Here is a 14542-nt window from a genome sequence, read left to right on the forward strand (position 1 = left end):
AAAAAGTGCGGTTAATTTTAACCGCACTTTTTGTTTTTGATTAATGTTGATTGCGTTCCCACAAATCAGCATATTTCACAAAGGTGGAGTGGGCAGAAAGTACCGCAAGCAGAAAACCTTGTTTTCCATCTAAGAAGCCTGCTTTTAAAATGTACATTTTGACAAAGCAACCAATCGCATGACTAATACCTTGCCATAACGTTGTTTTTTTCCCTTTGGCTTGGCGTTGGTCAGCCCAAGCTTTGGCATAGCCTGCAGATTTCACCAAATAGTGATGAATGCTTTTATAGGTGAAATGCTCTAGATCTCCAGTTAATTTCTGTACTTTCGTGTTTTCAGGATAAACTACTTTTTCATGTACCAGAGAATCATTATATCCCGCATAATTTGTGCGATACAAACGCACCACATAATCAGGATACCAACCTGAATGGCGAATTTCGCGCCCAAACACTTCACTCACACGAGGAATATCATAAACCGTATTTTGGGTATCTTGTTGAACTGCTTGTCGAATGGATTCACGAAGTTTCGGAGTGACGCGTTCATCGGCATCTAACCACAAAACATAATCACTGGTGACATATTGTTGTGCACGTTGGCGTTGTTTGCCAAAGCCTGGCCAATCAGGATGCGAATAAAATTTTGCACCATATTGTTCCGCGATTTCTTCGGTATTATCAGTACTGCCTGAATCGACAATAATGATTTCATCTACCCAATCTTTTACCGTATCGAGACATTGAGCGAGATCTGCCGCTTCATTTTTGACAATCATGGCAACGCTAATTGTTGGCATATTTTGATCCTTTTTTTGCTATACTAGCCGAAATTTTTGTAAGTATAACCGAATTTATTTTATGTGGCGTTTTTTTTATACCTGCCTGATGTATCTGATTCAGCCTTTTGTCCTGTTCTTCATGTTGCTACGAAGTCTCAAGGCGCCGAATTATCGTAAGCGTTTAGGCGAACGATATGGTATTTATGCGAATCTTGTTAAGCCTGCAGAAGATGGGGTCGTCATTCATGCTGCATCGGTAGGTGAAGTGATTGCCGCTACACCGCTAGTAAAACGTATTCAGAAGGAATATCCACATTTACCAATCACGTTCACAACGGTTACACCAACAGGCTCTGAACGCGTAAAAGCCGCGTTCGGGGATAGCGTGACGCATTGTTATTTGCCTTACGATTTACCTTGTGTCATCAATCGTTTTATTGATTTTATTCAGCCTAAAGTATTCATCGTGATTGAAACGGAGCTTTGGCCAAATTTGATTGATTGTTTGGCTCGTCGAAATATTCCTTTCATTGTGGCTAATGCTCGTCTTTCTGCGCGTTCAGCGAGACGTTATGGCAAAGTCAAACAACATCTACAACGAATGTTTTCTCAAATCAGCTTAATTGCACCACAAGATAGTATCAGTGGAAAACGTTATTTAGAGTTAGGTTATGAGAAAGATCATCTGCAATTAACCGGCAATATTAAATATGATCTTGTGGTCAGTGACGAATTACTCAAAGATATAGCAACACTTCATGAGAGCTGGGCGAAAGACCGTCAGATTTGGATTGCCGCGAGTACGCACGAAGGGGAAGAAGAACTCATTTTACAAGCGCATCATTTGTTACTGAAAAAACATCCAAACTTGCTGTTATTGTTAGTGCCTCGTCATCCTGAGCGTTTTAATCCAGTGGCAGATTTAATTGAAAAAGCTAACTTTCACTTTATTCGTCGTTCAACGGGGGAGATTCCTTCAGAAAATACCCAAGTGATTTTGGGTGATACTATGGGCGAATTGATGCTGATGTATGGTATTTCAGATATTGCGTTTGTCGGCGGAAGTTTGGTCAAACATGGGGGACATAATCCTCTAGAGCCTTTGGCGTTTAAATTACCCGTTGTGAGTGGAAAGCATACCTTTAATTTCCCTGAAGTTTTTACCTCGCTCTTAGAAGTACAAGGTGTGTTGCAAATCAACTCCACAGAGAAAGCGTTGGCAGAGATTATTGATAAGTTATTGAATTCAAAAGAAGCACGTCAGCGTTTAGGCAATGCAGGCTATGAAGTATTAATCGAAAATCGTGGCGCATTACAGCGTCTTTTAGATTTGCTTCATCCTTATTTAACCAATATTTCGGAGAACCATAAATGACAAGCGTAATTTACCCCGGCACGTTTGATCCGATTACTAACGGGCATTTAGATATTATTGCGCGAAGTGCGGTCATTTTCCCGAAAGTTTTTGTCGCAGTTGCGAATAGTCCGAGTAAAAAGCCATTGTTCTCATTGGAAGAACGCGTTGAACTCGTGCGTCAATCGGTCGCGCATTTGCCCAATGTGGAAGTATTTGGATTCTCTGATTTACTCGCGAATGAAATCAAAGCGAAAAAGATTACCGCCATTATTCGTGGTGTGCGTACAACAACAGATTTCGAATACGAATTACAACTAGCGGCACTAAACCGTTTATTAACCGATGGTGTGGATAGTTTATTTTTCCCTCCAACAGAAAAATGGGCGTTTGTGTCTTCCACGATTGTACGAGAAATTTATTTGCACCATGGCGATGTGAAAGAACTGGTACCGGAAGCCGTCTATTTAGCCTTAAAAGCACGTCGTGAATGAAAAAAACACTTCTGATTCTAACCGCACTTTTAGCGTTAACTGGTTGTGGTACGGTGGTGAAATTAATCGATCCATCGGAAAAATACACACCTTACGCGGGTGCGGCTTATGATTTAGAGATGGCCCCAAAATGGGGATTACCTATTTTAGATTTGCCGCTGTCATTTTTGTTAGATACCGCATTGTTGCCTTATGCGTGGTCAAATTAATTTGCATTAAGATATGAAACTCAATCCTCAACAACAACAGGCTGTCGAATATGTCAGCGGGCCTTGCTTGGTGCTAGCTGGCGCAGGCTCGGGCAAAACTCGCGTGATCATCAATAAGATAGCTCATTTGATTGAACACTGCGGTTATTTACCTAAACAGATCGCCGCCGTCACCTTTACCAACAAAGCCGCTCGTGAAATGAAAGAGCGTGTCGCCCATTCCATTGGTAAAGAAAAATCCAAAGGATTGATTGTTTCTACTTTCCATACCTTAGGTTTCGATATTATTAAACGGGAATATAAAGCCTTAGGTTTTAAATCGAATATGACCTTGTTTGATGAGCACGATCAACTAGCCTTACTCAAAGAACTGACGGCAGATGTGCTCCAGGAAGATAAGGATTTATTGCGTGAATTAATCTCGGTTATTTCCAACTGGAAGAATGATTTGGTTTCACCAAAACAGGCTTATGCCTTAGCGAAAGATGCCAAATATCAAACCTTTGCGAAATGTTATGAGCGTTATGCGGCGCAAATTCGTGCTTATAATGCGTTGGATTTTGATGATTTGATTATGTTGCCGACTTTGCTTTTCAAACAAAATGAAGAAGTGCGGTCAAAATGGCAAGAGAAAATTCGCTATTTGTTGGTGGATGAATATCAAGATACTAATACCAGCCAATATGAACTCATCAAATTACTCGTCGGCGAGAGAGCTTGCTTTACGGTGGTAGGCGATGACGACCAATCCATTTATTCTTGGCGCGGTGCTCGTCCACAAAATATGGTGCGCTTGCGTGATGATTTTCCGCGTTTGCGAGTCATCAAATTGGAACAAAATTATCGTTCCACTCATCGTATTTTGCATTGTGCCAACATTTTGATTGATAACAACGAGCACGTATTTGATAAAAAGCTTTTTTCCAACTTAGGCGAAGGTGAAAAACTACAAGTCATTGAAGCGAAAAATGAAGAGCATGAAGCCGAACGGATTGTGGCGGAATTAATCGCTCATCGTTTTAGCTGTAAAACGAAATTCAAGGATTATGCGATTTTATATCGCGGTAACCATCAATCCCGTCTATTAGAAAAAGTGCTTATGCAAAACCGCATTCCGTACAAAATTTCTGGTGGAACGTCTTTTTTCTCTCGTGCTGAAATTAAGGACATGATGGCCTATTTGCGTTTGGTGGTGAATCAAGATGATGATGCAGCTTTCTTACGTATCGTGAATACACCGAAACGGGAAATTGGTACAGCAACTCTACAAAAATTAGGTGAATTGGCACAGGAAAAACATATCAGCTTATTTGAGGCAATTTTTGAGTTTGAACTGATGCAACGTGTGACACCAAAAGCCTATGATGCGTTGCAAAAATTTGGTCGTTGGATTGTGGAGTTGAACGATCAAAGTTTGCGTTCCGATCCTGAAACGGCAGTGCGTTCTTTACTTTCCTCCTTGCATTACGAAGAATATTTGTATGAATATGCCACCAGCCCTAAAGCCGCAGAAATGCAAAGTAAAAACGTGGCAACCTTATTTAGCTGGGTAGAGGATATGCTTAAAGGCGATGAGGTGAATGAGCCGATGACTTTAAACCAAGTAGTCACTCGTTTAACACTACGTGACATGATGGAACGCGGTGAAGATGATGACGAGAGCGATCAAGTGCAATTAATGACATTGCATGCCTCCAAAGGTTTAGAGTTTCCCCATGTGTATTTAATCGGTATGGAAGAAGGGATTTTACCTCATCAAACCAGTATTGATGAAGATAATGTGGAAGAAGAACGCCGCCTAGCCTATGTGGGCATTACGCGAGCACAACAAACGCTCACATTTTCCCTTTGCCGTGAACGACGTCAGTTTGGCGAGTTAATTCGCCCAGAGCCGAGTCGTTTCTTGGCTGAGTTGCCACAAGATGATGTGCTATGGGAAAAAGATAAGCCAAAATTGACGGTAGAGCAGAAGCAACAACAAACTTCGAGTCAGCTCGAACGTTTACGGGCAATTTTAAAAGGCTAGAAATAAAATTAAAGTGCGGTGAGAAATTTATTTGTTTTTCAACCGCACTTTATTTACACAAAATGTAGATAAATCAAGCAACCAAAATGGCTTTTTCAAAAAATGATTTGACATATTTTCAAAAAAACGTATTATACCGCCCACACACCGAATGTGGTGAGATGGCCGAGTAGGCTGAAGGCGCTCCCCTGCTAAGGGAGTATGGGGTCAAAAACTCCATCGAGGGTTCGAATCCCTCTCTCACCGCCATTTGTTGTTAGTTTTATTTATTCTGCACCCGTAGCTCAGCTGGATAGAGTACTCGGCTACGAACCGAGCGGTCAGAGGTTCGAATCCTCTCGGGTGCGCCATTTTAAATCGACTCTATCAGTTAAAATGGTCACGAAGAATAAAACATCACTACGCACCCGTAGCTCAGCTGGATAGAGTACTCGGCTACGAACCGAGCGGTCAAAGGTTCGAATCCTTTCGGGTGCGCCATCTTCTTTCTTCAAACTTTCTGTTTATCAAAAACAATTAACGCTTTATTTGGTTATTTTTCTCGATCATCAATAGTTTTTAATAAATAATTTCCTTGTATGTCTGTGACACTTCTAAAACCGACATTCGTGATTTTATAAGGAAAATTTGTCTTGTACTCGACGTTATCGTGGTGATGGCCATGGAAAACGTGTCTTACCCCTAATTTTTCTGCGAGTTGATTAATCACACGAAATCCCATTGGATGGGGTTTAGGCGCTTCATGACAAATCAGAATATCAGCTTGCTCGTTTTCAATGGCTTCGATATCAGAAGGGAAAATAGACGTGCGATGACGTAATGGCACACCGCCACGCCAAATTTTTTCTTGCGGGCTATATTGGCAATAATGGATAGGGTCAAAATACATTGGTTTATTGGGTGGCATCCAGATTTGCCCACGGAATACGCCACCTAAGCCGGCAATGCGTTGGCCTTGGATTTCAACAACACGATTATGCAAATTACGCAATTTCCAATGAGTCCCCCAAATCGCCTCAAATGCAGCAACGGTTTTGCTGTCATGATTACCGTGAATAAACCAAATATCACAATGTTGTGCGAGTTTATCTAATTCATCAGACGAAGAAAGTTGCAAGTCGCCCAAAATAATCAGGGCAACGTTGTCATTTTCTTGCACGAAAGGATAAAGATGTTCATAACTTCCGTGCGGATCGCCTGCGAATAAAATCATCTTATTTCTCGGTGGTCAATGTGCATTTTGTATGTTGTAAACCTTCAAGTTCTTCATCATTTAACACTTTTTCCACGACAGATTTCACTTGGTTATAACGATCTAAATAACTTGGTGATTCAATTTCAATGTAAGGCACTTTGTATTTATCTAACAATTTCTTCAATAACTGTTGGAATTGTTGACGTTGCTTTTGGTTACCTAAACTGCGTAAACCATCATCCACCCATTTTGTGTTGTTTTTTAATAAAATGGTGACATCAAACGGATATTCTTTGATCATAGAATCTAAGAACGGATGGGCTTTGCCTTCGTATTGAATACAAAAAGCCTGCGTGGTAATGAAGTCAGTATCAATAATCGCCACTTTATGAGCATGACGCACGGCATAGTCAATATAGCGTTGGTGACCTAATGCCATTTGTGGATAGTCAGAATATTGCATGGCTTGCTCATCGCCACCTAATTTTTCAAAGACATATTCTCGACCATATTCCCAGGCGGAAGTAGTATTGAATACGGCAGCCAGTTTGCTGACTAACACACTTTTACCGCTGCTTTCACCGCCTAAAATGGCAATGGTTTTTGCAAAGAATGGACGGACTTCTTTCGGAATGAATTTCCAATATTGGAAAGGTGTAGTACGAATTTTCGTCGCGGATACATTAAAGAAAGAGCGATCAGGATCCACTAAAGAAACTTCAAGTCCTAAGTATTTTTCATATGGCGCTTTGTCTTGTGGCTCACTACTAAATACCATTGTCGGAGTAAATTGTTTTTCTTCAAATAGATTTTTTACTGCGTCACTCCAAGCTTGCCACCCATTTGGGTAACTTGGAATGCCATCTTCAATTAAGTGATGAATGAAAATTTGATTTTTTTGATATTTAAAGATTTGTTGCATCCAGCGAAGGCGATCTTGTACCGTCGGCATGCGCTTCATTTTACTATCATAAAACAGCTTTAAATCGCGTTCGGTATCGCTACAGACAATCACGTGAAGCTCATCAACTTTACTAAATGCTTCATAAATCATATTAATATGGCCGGTGTGAACAGGGTAGAATTTCCCGAAAATTACACCCACTTTTTTATCGTGTTTGTTCGACATAATGTATCCTTCGCTAAATGGCCACTGCAAGTTGGCTGAATAGTCCTATTTTATGCAATCTTTGTGCAAATAAAAACATTTTTCATTGAATGATTTTTTACCGCGACATTTTACGTTATACTACGACCTGCATTCTCAGGGCAGGGTGAAATTCCCTACCGGTGGTGACAGCCCACGAGCACTTAAAAGTGCGGTCAATTTTGATTGCGTTTTACAAAATTGTTTCGCTTTGTACTTTTAAGGTTAGCAGATTTGGTGAAATTCCAAAGCCGACAGTATAGTCTGGATGAAAGAGAATAAAACGGATTGGGTTCCCAATTCCGTTCTATTTATTTGCATTTCTCAGCCCTGATTCTGGTTAATTTTAACGTAACAACAAAGGAAATTACGATGAATCAGTCAATTTTATCTGCATTTGGTGCGACCGGCGAAGAACGGGTGATTAACGCATTGAACGCATTCAAACAAGGTAATGGTGTATTAGTGTTGGATGATGAAGATCGCGAAAATGAAGGCGATTTAATTTTCCCTGCAGAAACCATTACTCCAGAACAAATGGCAAAACTTATTCGTTATGGCAGCGGTATCGTGTGTTTATGTATTACCGATGAGCAATGCAAACAGCTTGATTTGCCACCGATGGTTGAGCATAACAATAGCGTGAATAAAACCGCGTTTACCGTGACAATTGAAGCAGCAGAAGGTGTGTCAACAGGTGTATCAGCACAAGATCGAGTAACAACCATTAAAGCGGCGATTGCAGAGCAGGCAAAACCAACAGATCTTCACCGTCCTGGGCATGTTTTCCCATTACGTGCTGCAGAAGGTGGTGTTTTAGCACGTCGTGGCCATACTGAAGCCTCAGTTGATTTAGCACGTTTAAGTGGTTTTAAACCGGCTGGTGTGATTTGTGAAATCACCAATGATGATGGCACCATGGCTCGTGCTGCAGAAATTATCGAATTTGCGAAAAAATTTGGTTATTCGGTATTAACGATTGAAGATTTAGTGGAATATCGTCAGAAACATCAGTGCTAATTAAATACTCAGAAAACAAAAGTGCGGTCAGAAAATCTTTCAAATTCTGACCGCACTTTGCATTTTAGGCTTAATTGGTTTCCACAAAGCTTAATGCCGTTTCGACCACTTCGATGCCCGCGCCTTGCTTAAAGGCATTTTCACTTAAATAGCGACGCCATTGTCTCGCCCCTTTGCAGTTTTGGAATGCACCAAGCATATGTCGAACGATATGATTTAAATAAACACCTTGGCTCAGCTGTTTTTCAATGTAAGGGAACATGGCTTCTACTGCTTGTCGAGGTGTGACGATATCCGCATTAGCATCAAAAAGCATTTGATCAACATAGCCCAACAACGACGGATTTTGATAAGCCTCACGTCCAACCATCACGCCATCAACAAATTGCAAATGATGTTTCATTTCTTCGATGGTTTTAATGCCACCATTAATTGCAATGGTCAACTGTGGGAAATCTTTCTTTAATTGATAAACACGATCATAATCTAAAGGTGGAATCTCTCGATTCTCTTTTGGGCTTAATCCTGAAAGCCAGGCTTTTCGTGCATGAACAATAAATTCTTGGCAGCCAGCATGATGGACTTTTTTGATAAAGTCGCAGAGAAATTCATAGCTATCCAAATCATCAATGCCAATACGCGTTTTCACGGTAACAGGAATATTCACGACACGTTGCATTTCTGAAATGCATTCTGCCACTAAATCTGCTTTTGCCATTAAGCAAGCACCGAACATACCATTTTGCACGCGATCGGAAGGGCAGCCCACATTCAGATTAATTTCATGATAGCCTCTTTCTTCAGCTAATTTGGCACAATGTTTAAGCTGAGCGGGATCACTTCCGCCAAGTTGTAAGGCAACCGGGTTTTCTTGCAAATCAAAATCTAAATGATCGTATTTCGCATGAATAATGGCGGGAGCCGTAACCATTTCAGTATAAAGCAACGCATTTTTACTAAATTGACGATGAAAATAGCGACAATGGCGTGTCGTCCAATCTAACATCGGCGCAACGGAAAAGCGGCCACGATAAAAGTGCGGTTGGTTTTCTGACATATTTTATTTCTCTTGAATCTCGTTACGGCGAAGATCTTCTGCTTGTTGTTCCTGCATTCGTTGACGGAAACGTCCAGCCGCAAAGTGGTAAAATGGTTTCGGACTAAATTGGCGCGAAATTATGGAGGCAATGATACTGGAAATCAAGAGCCAAATCAGCACAGGTTGAGCCCCTGTCATTTCCATCACCACTACGCTGGCTGTCACAGGGGATTGTGTGCCGCCAGCTAAAAAGGCTGCCATACATAAAATGACCAAGAAACGTTGATCGACCATGCCGTTACTGATTTCCCATAACATGGTGCCGATACCCGCACCAGTAGTGAGAGATGGCGTAAAAATTCCGCCCGCGACGCCATTCCAATAAGTGGTCACCGTTGCGAAGAGTTTTAGTATTCCCACTTCAGGTGAAACGAGTTGTCCTTCTAATGCTCTTGCGACAACATCATAACCTGTTCCATAGGTTTGACCTTCGCTGTAGGTACCCATTGCTGCAAGTACTAAACCGAGTAATAAGGCAATGTAAATGGGGTGTTTGCGGATCCAATCACGCCATTTGAGTGGAGAAAATCCCGCGAGTCCTTTGGCAAGAAGTCGCCCAAATATACCACCCAGTACACCGCAGACGACCCCACAAATGGCAAGCCAAAGATATAAATAAGAAATAGAGGTCGCACCTTTATAGGCTGGAAAGTAAGGGCTATTGCCTTGAATCGCTACTAAAATAAAACCAGCCGCTAATACACCGAGCAATACGCGTCGTTCCCAGCGTAACATCACGCCGCGACCCAGTTCTTCAATAGCAAAAATGACCCCAGCTAAAGGAGCATTAAAGGCGGCAGCGAGACCGCCTGCCGCACCCGTTGCGATGAGTTCATTCGTACTTAAGCCACGGAAAGCAAAGTTGTATTTACGACAGAAATTTCCCCAAGCGAGCATGACAGCCGCACCCACTTGAACAGAAGGTCCTTCACGTCCAACAGACGCCCCGATAACCATTGCAAGGAAAGTAAGTGGAATTTTCCAAATGGTTTGGCGAAATTCCACCAGTTTTGTTTTATAGCCATTATAAGGAAGATTGATGGAGGCAATTACTTGTGGAATGCCGCTGCCGCCAACATAAGGCGTGTATTTGGCGGTAAACCAGGTGAGAAAAGCAAGACCAAGTGGCAAGACGAACCAAACGGCGAGAGGGTATTTAGCAGACCAATACGCATTAAATTCAAGTCCGATATCGGCGAGTTTCGCAAATCCAAAGGAAAAAAGGGCAACAAATGTCGCACCAATCAATAAACATACAAATTCGAGTGTTTTATAAGAGATACGATGGGTTTGTCGAAGCTTTTTATGATAGAAATAACGTAAATGAAAAATGAATGAACGTAACATAATGATTGCCAACAAAATAATTCTGTTTGAAATTATAAAAGCCTAGTCACAGACAGGCAATTGATTTGGGAAAGTGCGGTCAGTTTTGTGTCGATTTTTTATCAAGCGATCCTTTGCGATCCTATTTCTGTTTAAATATTGACAATGTGAGGCGAAACCATTAAAATTCAGCGTCTATTTCTTCTGTCTATTGGATGGAGAGATAGATTTTGTAACAAACATTCTATTATGAATAACATTTAAACTGGAGCTTTTTTAATGGCAACTATCAACCAGCTAGTACGCAAACCGCGTGTGAAAAAGGTTGTAAAAAGTAACGTTCCTGCATTAGAGGCTTGCCCGCAGAAACGTGGTGTGTGCACTCGTGTATACACAACTACACCTAAAAAACCGAACTCAGCATTACGTAAAGTATGTCGTATTCGTTTAACTAATGGCTTTGAAGTAACTTCTTACATCGGCGGTGAAGGTCACAACCTTCAAGAGCACAGTGTTGTGCTTATCCGTGGTGGTCGTGTTAAAGACTTACCAGGTGTGCGTTACCACACTGTACGCGGCGCATTAGACTGTGCAGGCGTTAAAGATCGTAAACAAGGTCGTTCTAAATACGGCGTTAAACGTCCTAAAGCTTAATGGAACTCCGTTAAGTAAGGCCAAACGTCTAAATTAGTAAAAATTTAAATCAGAAACTCCAGTATCACATTAGCTCACTTTAAAGTGCGGTTAATTTTTATAGAGTTTTGGATATCCTGAAGATTAAATATACGGAGAAATTCGCAATGCCACGTCGTCGTAGTGTTGAACCACGCAAGATTCTTCCAGATCCGAAGTTCGGTTCAGAGTTACTTGCAAAATTTATTAATGTATTAATGGTAGACGGTAAAAAATCCGTTGCTGAAACCATCGTTTACGGTGCGTTAGACAAACTTGCAGAACGCACAGGTAAAGAACCTTTAGAAGCATTTGAAATTGCACTTGAAAACGTTCGCCCAACTGTTGAGGTTAAATCTCGTCGTGTTGGTGGTTCTACTTACCAAGTGCCAGTTGAAGTACGTCCAGTTCGTCGTAACGCATTAGGTATGCGTTGGATCGTTGAAGCTGCACGTAAACGCGGTGATAAATCAATGGCTTTACGTCTTGCAAATGAATTATCTGATGCATCAGATAACAAAGGCGCAGCAGTGAAAAAACGTGAAGATGTTCACCGTATGGCTGAAGCTAACAAAGCATTTGCTCACTTCCGTTGGTAATACGCTTTTAAAATTTAAGGGCTTCATCCTCGATGAAGCCTTACCCTTATATAAACAGATATTAAACTTAACAAGGTTATAATAATGGCTCGTACAACCCCTATTGAAAGATATCGTAATATCGGTATTAGTGCGCACATTGATGCTGGTAAAACTACTACCACTGAACGTATCTTATTCTACACCGGTGTAAGTCACAAAATTGGTGAAGTACACGATGGTGCAGCAACAATGGACTGGATGGAACAGGAACAAGAGCGTGGTATTACCATTACCTCTGCGGCAACTACCGCATTCTGGTCTGGTATGTCACAACAGTTCCCACAACACCGTATCAACGTTATCGATACCCCGGGACACGTAGACTTTACTGTTGAAGTAGAACGTTCTATGCGTGTTCTTGATGGTGCGGTAATGGTTTACTGTGCGGTTGGTGGTGTTCAACCTCAGTCTGAAACTGTATGGCGTCAAGCTAACAAATATCAAGTTCCACGTATTGCGTTCGTAAACAAAATGGACCGTACTGGTGCTAACTTCTTACGTGTTGTTGATCAACTTAAAACTCGTTTAGGTGCGAACGCTGTTCCTCTTCAACTTCCAATCGGTGCAGAAGAAAACTTCACTGGTGTTGTTGATTTGATCAAAATGAAAGCGATCAACTGGAACGAAGCTGACCAAGGTATGACCTTCACTTATGAAGATATTCCAGCAGATATGCAAGCAGCGTGTGAAGAATGGCGTCAAAACCTTGTTGATGCAGCAGCTGAAGCAACTGAAGAATTAATGGAAAAATATCTTGGTGGTGAAGAGTTAAGCGAAGAAGAAATCAAAGCAGGTCTTCGTCAACGCGTATTAGCAAACGAAATCATCTTGGTAACTTGTGGTTCTGCATTCAAAAACAAAGGTGTTCAAGCAATGCTTGATGCAGTTGTTGAGTACTTACCAGCACCAACTGATATTCCAGCAATCAAAGGTATCAACCCAGATGAAACTGAAGGTGAACGTCACGCAAGCGATGATGAGCCGTTCTCTTCATTAGCATTCAAAATTGCAACTGACCCATTCGTAGGTAACTTAACCTTCTTCCGTGTGTACTCAGGTGTAATTAACTCTGGTGATACAGTATTAAACTCTGTACGTCAAAAACGTGAACGTTTTGGTCGTATCGTACAGATGCACGCTAACAAACGTGAAGAAATTAAAGAAGTTCGTGCGGGCGATATCGCTGCAGCAATCGGCTTAAAAGATGTCACTACGGGTGATACATTATGTGCAGTCGAAGCACCAATCATCCTTGAGCGTATGGAATTCCCAGAGCCAGTAATCTCTGTAGCAGTAGAACCTAAAACTAAAGCTGACCAAGAAAAAATGGGTCTTGCATTAGGTCGTCTTGCTCAAGAAGACCCTTCATTCCGTGTTCACACTGATGAAGAATCTGGTGAAACCATTATTTCTGGTATGGGTGAGTTACACTTAGACATCATCGTTGACCGTATGAAACGTGAGTTCAAAGTGGAAGCTAATATCGGTAAACCACAAGTATCTTACCGTGAAACTATCCGTACTCGTGTTAACGATGTGGAAGGTAAACACGCAAAACAATCTGGTGGTCGCGGTCAATATGGCCATGTTGTTATTGACTTATACCCATTAGATCCAGAAGGTCCTGGTTACGAATTTGTAAACGAAATCAAAGGTGGTGTAATCCCTGGTGAATACATTCCTGCAGTTGATAAAGGTATCCAAGAACAGCTTAAATCTGGTCCATTAGCGGGTTATCCGGTAGTAGATCTTGGTGTACGTTTACACTTCGGTTCATACCATGATGTTGACTCATCAGAATTAGCGTTTAAATTAGCGGCTTCTTTAGCATTTAAAGCAGCGTTCGCTAAAGCAAACCCAGTTCTACTTGAGCCAATCATGAAAGTTGAAGTAGAAACTCCACCTGAGTATGTGGGTGATGTAATCGGTGACTTAAGCCGTCGTCGTGCTATGGTTAACGGTCAAGAAGCGAACGAATTCGTTGTTAAAATCGATGCAGAAGTTCCACTTTCTGAAATGTTCGGTTATGCAACAGACTTACGTTCACAAACTCAAGGTCGTGCATCATACTCAATGGAACCGTTAAAATATGCTGAAGCGCCAACAAGTGTTGCTGCTGCAGTAATTGAAGCGCGTAAAAAATAATTTTTTGTAACAATCCGCTCTATAAGTCGAATGGCTTATAGAGCATTTTCTAGGAAACTAAACAAATGTCTAAAGAAAAATTTGAACGTACAAAACCGCACGTAAACGTGGGTACAATCGGCCACGTTGACCACGGTAAAACAACTTTAACAGCAGCAATCACAACCGTATTAGCAAAACACTACGGTGGTGCAGCTCGTGCATTCGACCAAATCGATAACGCGCCAGAAGAAAAAGCGCGTGGTATCACCATCAACACCTCACACGTTGAATACGATACTCCAACTCGTCACTATGCACACGTTGACTGCCCAGGACACGCGGACTATGTTAAAAACATGATTACCGGTGCGGCGCAAATGGACGGTGCTATCTTAGTAGTAGCAGCGACAGATGGTCCAATGCCACAAACTCGTGAGCACATCTTATTAGG

14 protein-coding genes, 3 tRNA genes and 1 riboswitch are annotated in these 14542 nt (G+C 41.5%); of the genes, 12 read left to right on the plus strand and 5 right to left on the minus strand.

What is annotated here, in order from left to right; all coding sequences use genetic code 11:
* Window positions 1-40: 40 nt before the first annotated feature.
* Window positions 41-799, minus strand: coding sequence for a glycosyltransferase family 2 protein (locus HMPREF3020_RS00875; protein WP_070775233.1), 759 nt, complete (start codon window positions 797-799; stop codon window positions 41-43).
* Window positions 800-860: 61 nt separating this feature from the next.
* On the opposite strand from HMPREF3020_RS00875, the gene waaA reads away from it, so the two are divergent.
* The 7 genes from waaA to HMPREF3020_RS00910 all read left to right on the plus strand — a co-directional run bounded on the left by waaA (window position 861) and on the right by HMPREF3020_RS00910 (window position 5344).
* Window positions 861-2156: a lipid IV(A) 3-deoxy-D-manno-octulosonic acid transferase gene (waaA, locus tag HMPREF3020_RS00880; RefSeq protein ID WP_070775234.1), complete on the plus strand. Its 1296-nt coding sequence runs from the start codon at window positions 861-863 to the stop codon at window positions 2154-2156.
* A complete protein-coding gene (gene coaD, locus HMPREF3020_RS00885) occupies window positions 2153-2629 on the plus strand; it encodes a pantetheine-phosphate adenylyltransferase (RefSeq protein ID WP_014064370.1) in 477 nt (158 codons plus the stop codon). Before waaA ends, coaD begins: the two co-directional genes overlap by 4 nt.
* A complete protein-coding gene (locus tag HMPREF3020_RS00890) occupies window positions 2626-2838 on the plus strand; it encodes a lipoprotein (protein ID WP_070775236.1) in 213 nt (70 codons plus the stop codon). Before coaD ends, HMPREF3020_RS00890 begins: the two co-directional genes overlap by 4 nt.
* Before the next feature lie 13 nt (window positions 2839-2851).
* Window positions 2852-4864 (plus strand): DNA helicase Rep, encoded by a 2013-nt coding sequence (gene rep, locus HMPREF3020_RS00895; protein ID WP_070775240.1) that lies wholly within the window; start codon window positions 2852-2854, stop codon window positions 4862-4864.
* Between the two features lie 155 nt (window positions 4865-5019).
* A tRNA-Ser gene (locus HMPREF3020_RS00900) sits at window positions 5020-5113 on the plus strand.
* A 24-nt stretch (window positions 5114-5137) separates the two neighbouring features.
* Window positions 5138-5214 (plus strand) — tRNA-Arg (locus tag HMPREF3020_RS00905).
* A gap of 53 nt (window positions 5215-5267) precedes the next feature.
* Window positions 5268-5344: transfer RNA gene (locus HMPREF3020_RS00910), tRNA-Arg, on the plus strand.
* A 52-nt stretch (window positions 5345-5396) separates the two neighbouring features.
* On the opposite strand, the gene HMPREF3020_RS00915 is transcribed toward HMPREF3020_RS00910, so the two are convergent.
* Window positions 5397-6077 (minus strand): metallophosphoesterase family protein, encoded by a 681-nt coding sequence (locus tag HMPREF3020_RS00915; protein ID WP_070775241.1) that lies wholly within the window; start codon window positions 6075-6077, stop codon window positions 5397-5399.
* 1 nt (window position 6078) lies between these two features.
* The gene (nadR, locus tag HMPREF3020_RS00920; protein ID WP_083315408.1) at window positions 6079-7188 is read right to left on the minus strand and encodes a multifunctional transcriptional regulator/nicotinamide-nucleotide adenylyltransferase/ribosylnicotinamide kinase NadR; all 1110 of its coding nucleotides are present in this window, start codon (window positions 7186-7188) and stop codon (window positions 6079-6081) included.
* A 127-nt stretch (window positions 7189-7315) separates the two neighbouring features.
* Window positions 7316-7490: riboswitch (FMN riboswitch) on the plus strand.
* An 88-nt stretch (window positions 7491-7578) separates the two neighbouring features.
* Here nadR and ribB point away from each other — a divergent pair.
* The gene (gene ribB, locus HMPREF3020_RS00925) at window positions 7579-8226 is read left to right on the plus strand and encodes a 3,4-dihydroxy-2-butanone-4-phosphate synthase (RefSeq protein ID WP_070775248.1); all 648 of its coding nucleotides are present in this window, start codon (window positions 7579-7581) and stop codon (window positions 8224-8226) included.
* A gap of 70 nt (window positions 8227-8296) precedes the next feature.
* On the opposite strand, the gene dusA is transcribed toward ribB, so the two are convergent.
* Together dusA and HMPREF3020_RS00935 are read right to left on the minus strand one after the other, a co-directional pair.
* Window positions 8297-9283, minus strand: a complete 987-nt coding sequence (gene dusA / locus HMPREF3020_RS00930; protein ID WP_070775250.1) for a tRNA dihydrouridine(20/20a) synthase DusA — start codon at window positions 9281-9283, stop codon at window positions 8297-8299.
* 3 nt (window positions 9284-9286) lie between these two features.
* Window positions 9287-10672, minus strand: coding sequence for a chloride channel protein (locus tag HMPREF3020_RS00935; protein WP_070775251.1), 1386 nt, complete (start codon window positions 10670-10672; stop codon window positions 9287-9289).
* Between the two features lie 258 nt (window positions 10673-10930).
* On the opposite strand from HMPREF3020_RS00935, the gene rpsL reads away from it, so the two are divergent.
* The 4 genes from rpsL to HMPREF3020_RS00955 all read left to right on the plus strand — a co-directional run.
* On the plus strand, window positions 10931-11305 hold the full coding sequence (gene rpsL, locus HMPREF3020_RS00940; RefSeq protein ID WP_005543325.1) for a 30S ribosomal protein S12: 375 nt from the start codon (window positions 10931-10933) through the stop codon (window positions 11303-11305).
* A 146-nt stretch (window positions 11306-11451) separates the two neighbouring features.
* Window positions 11452-11922 (plus strand): 30S ribosomal protein S7, encoded by a 471-nt coding sequence (gene rpsG, locus HMPREF3020_RS00945; RefSeq protein WP_005699184.1) that lies wholly within the window; start codon window positions 11452-11454, stop codon window positions 11920-11922.
* A gap of 84 nt (window positions 11923-12006) precedes the next feature.
* Window positions 12007-14109, plus strand: a complete 2103-nt coding sequence (fusA, locus tag HMPREF3020_RS00950; protein WP_070775253.1) for an elongation factor G — start codon at window positions 12007-12009, stop codon at window positions 14107-14109.
* Between the two features lie 65 nt (window positions 14110-14174).
* Window positions 14175-14542, plus strand: a 368-nt coding sequence (locus HMPREF3020_RS00955) for a GTP-binding protein (RefSeq protein WP_180363106.1), incomplete at its 3' end; no start/stop codon positions are given.

The organism is Haemophilus sp. HMSC068C11, from assembly GCF_001815355.1.
In the GTDB taxonomy this organism is placed as follows: domain Bacteria; phylum Pseudomonadota; class Gammaproteobacteria; order Enterobacterales; family Pasteurellaceae; genus Haemophilus_D.